Source organism: Hydrogenophaga sp. FW305-3-2-15-A-LB1 (assembly GCF_058787875.1).
In genome coordinates this window covers 1-2,646 of sequence record NZ_JBYTAE010000173.1, presented here as the reverse complement: position 1 = coordinate 2,646, position 2,646 = coordinate 1, and the positions used below count along the sequence as shown (strand labels likewise).

General features: G+C 69.3%; 2 protein-coding genes. Both read right to left on the bottom strand.

Annotated elements, in window-relative coordinates:
- A partial coding sequence (locus tag AC3WPZ_RS27870; RefSeq protein WP_492442594.1) for a methyl-accepting chemotaxis protein occupies window positions 1–881 on the bottom strand: 881 nt, incomplete at its 3' end.
- 19 nt (window positions 882–900) lie between these two features.
- Window positions 901–2,481, bottom strand: a complete 1,581-nt coding sequence (locus tag AC3WPZ_RS27865; RefSeq protein ID WP_382322363.1) for a methyl-accepting chemotaxis protein — start codon at window positions 2,479–2,481, stop codon at window positions 901–903.
- Window positions 2,482–2,646 lie beyond the last annotated feature (165 nt).

Below are 2,646 nucleotides of genomic sequence, written 5' to 3'. Positions count from 1 at the left end.
GTTTCCTGCAGGTTGCTCGCCGCCTGCTCCGTGCGCGCGCTCAGGTCCTGGTTGCCCGAGGCAATCTCGCCGCTGGCCACATCGATGCCCCCGCTGGACTGCTGCACCTGGCCGACCAGGGTGCGCATCGAGGTCTGCATGGCCGAGAGCGCGCCCATCAGGCTGTTGGGATCCTGCGCGGGCGGCGTGGCGCCGCTGAGGTCGCCGTCGGCGATGCGGCGCAAGGCGCTGCGCGCCATGGCCGGGTCGCCGCCGATCTCGCGCTTGAGCGTGCGCTGCACCACCAGCCCCAGCACCACGGCGGCCGAGAGGGCCAACAAGGCCAGGCCGATGGCCAGCGCGCGGGCGCGGTCGGCCTCGGCGTTGACCTGCTCGTGCGTCTGCGTCGACAGCGCCTGCGAGGCCTTGCCCAGCTGCAGCAGTTCGCCGCGCAGCTTGCGCCAGGCAGGCGTTTCTTCCGTGTTGAGCATCTGCACCGCATCGGGTGCGCTGGTCTTCAGCAGGGCCAGCACCTTGTCCTGCGCCTGGGCCTGGGCCGTGCGCAAGCCGGCCAGTGGGGCCAGACCCGCTTCGGCGGGCGTGCCCTTGGCGGCCGCGAGCGTGGTCTGGTGGGCCGCGTCGAAGGCCTCGCGCGCCGCCTCCAGGTTCTTGTAGGCCTGCTGGTTGCTCGGATCGAGCACGATGTTGCGCAGCGCCTGGCCCATCTGCAGGCCTTGCGCATACATGTCCTGCAGGCCGCTGGCCGTGGCCTGCTCGGTCTTGATGTAGTGGTCGAAGCGCGACTGCGTCTGCGCCAGCGACCAGATGCTGCCCGCCAGGCCGGCCACGAAGAGCGCGGCCGGCGCGACGAACGCCAGAAGAAGGCGTTGGTTGAAGTTCATGGCGTGCCCCTCGCGGCGCTCAGGCGCGCAACATCGGGGTGCCGTCGTCGATGCGGAAGAACCGCACCGCTTCGGCCAGGCGACCGGCCTGGTCCTTGAGGCTCTCGGCGGCGGCCGCGCTCTCTTCCACCAGCGCCGCGTTCTGCTGCGTCATCTGGTCCAGCTGCGTCACCGCCACGTTCACCTGTCCGATCCCGTCGCTCTGCTCGCCGGCGGCGGTGGTGATGTCGCTGATGAAGGCCGACACCTTCTCGGCGTTGGCCACGATCTCGCCGATGGTGCTGCCGGCCTGCGCCACCAGGCGCGAACCATCTTCCACCTTGCCCACGCTGGTCTCGATCAGGCCCTTGATCTCCTTGGCCGCCTGCGCGCTGCGCTGCGCCAGGCTGCGCACCTCGGCCGCCACCACGGCGAAGCCCCGGCCCTGCTCCCCGGCCCGCGCGGCTTCCACCGCCGCGTTCAGCGCCAGGATGTTGGTCTGGAACGCGATCCCGTCGATCACGCCGATGATGTCGCCGATCTTCTTGCTGCTGTGGTTGATCTCGTCCATGGTCGTGACCACCTGGCCCACGACCTGGCCACCGCGCACCGCCACCTCGGCGTTGGCCACGGCCATCTGCGTGGCCTGGCGCGCGGCATCGGCGCTCTGGCGCACCGTACTGGTGAGCTGTTCCATGCTCGCCGCCGTTTCCTGCAGGTTGCTCGCCGCCTGCTCCGTGCGGCTGGAGAGATCCTGGTTGCCGCTGGCGATCTGCTGGCTGGCGGTGCCGATGCTGTCGGTGGAGCTGCGCACCTCGCCCACGATGCGGGCCAGCGAGGCCTGCATGTCGCCCAGCGCGCGCATGAGCGCGGCCGTTTCGTCCTTGCCTTCGCGCTGGATCGTCCGCGTGAGGTCGCCCTTGGCGATCGCGCTGGCCAGATGCTGGGCTTCGTCCAGCGGGCGGCAGATGCTGTTCATGTTGGACAGCGTGGTCGGCACCACCACCAGGGCAGCGATCGCCACGGCCAGGCCGAACAGCATCAGGGTCTGGTCGTTGGCGCTCTTGCCCGCCTGGCGGGCACTGGCGGCATCGGCCATCAGCACCTCTTCCAGCTGCTTGAGGCTTTGCAGCAGGTCGCCGTAGTTGGCGTGCGCGCGGCCCAGCATGCGGTTGGCCACCGTCGCCGAGTCGTAGCCGGAGGACTCCAGCTGGTTCGTCACCGGCCCCACGGCCGCGACGTACTTCGTGAGGTGCGACTGCATCTCGCGCACCAGTTCGTTCTCGCCCTCTTCCTTGCCGGCCTGCAGCACGTCCATCTGCTTCTGGGCCTCGTCACGGGCGGCCTGCCACTGGGCTTTGGCCTTGAGCACGGCCTCGGGCTTTTCGTAGGCAATGATCATGTCCTTCTCGTGGCGGCCCATGTCGCCCAGCGCCACCTGCAGGCGCGAGAGCGTGAGCGTCTCTTCGAAGGTGCGTTCGACAAAGTCCTCGTTCAGCGCGTGCATGCGCGCCATGCCCCACCAGCCGGCGGTACCGACCAGCAGCAGCAGCATCAGGACCACGCCGATGGCGGCCCTCATGCGGATTCGGATGGAAAACTGGCGCATCAAGTGTTGCATGACTGTCTCTTCGTCTTGTTGATTGAAAGGATGCGGCGGGGTCAGGCGCCGCCCGTGTTCATGAGGAATGGGCGTCCGTGCGGAAGATCTGCACGACACCGGCCAGGCGCCGGGCCTGGTCCTTGAGGCTCTCGGCGGCGGCCGCGCTCTCCTCCACCAGCGCCG

What these genes read in the sequence shown, in the direction of transcription:
- AC3WPZ_RS27865 (WP_382322363.1), bottom strand. Translation starts at nt 2,481, where the DNA reads ATGCAACACTTGATGCGCCAGTTTTCCATCCGAATCCGCATGAGGGCC.